The organism is Bhargavaea sp. GQ12, assembly GCF_059758705.1.
Window position 1 is genome coordinate 1 of record NZ_JCAXEU010000061.1, and the last position, 314, is coordinate 314.

1 pseudogene is annotated in these 314 nt (G+C 60.2%); it reads left to right on the forward strand.

The annotated features are described in order from the left end of the window. Positions 1-314: pseudogene (locus AC6CHQ_RS16390) on the forward strand (group II intron reverse transcriptase/maturase); the annotation flags it as partial.

The window sequence follows — 314 nt, forward strand, 5'->3', positions numbered from 1 at the left end:
GCCATCAAGCGGGTGGAACGGAATAAAGGGAGTGCCGGTGTCGATGGATTGGGCACCCAAAACCTGCGTGCCCACATCGTGGAACACTGGGAGGACCTGCGGTCCGCACTTCTCTCGGGTACCTATGAGCCACAACCGGTCCTCCGGGTCGAAATCCCGAAACCGGACGGCGGTGTGCGGCTCCTGGGTATCCCGACCGTGGTGGACCGTTTCATTCAACAAGCCATCGCCCAATCGCTAACGGGCATCTATGACCCGACCTTCTCAGAACACAGTTATGGGTTCCGGCAGGGCAGAAGCGCTCACGATGCGGT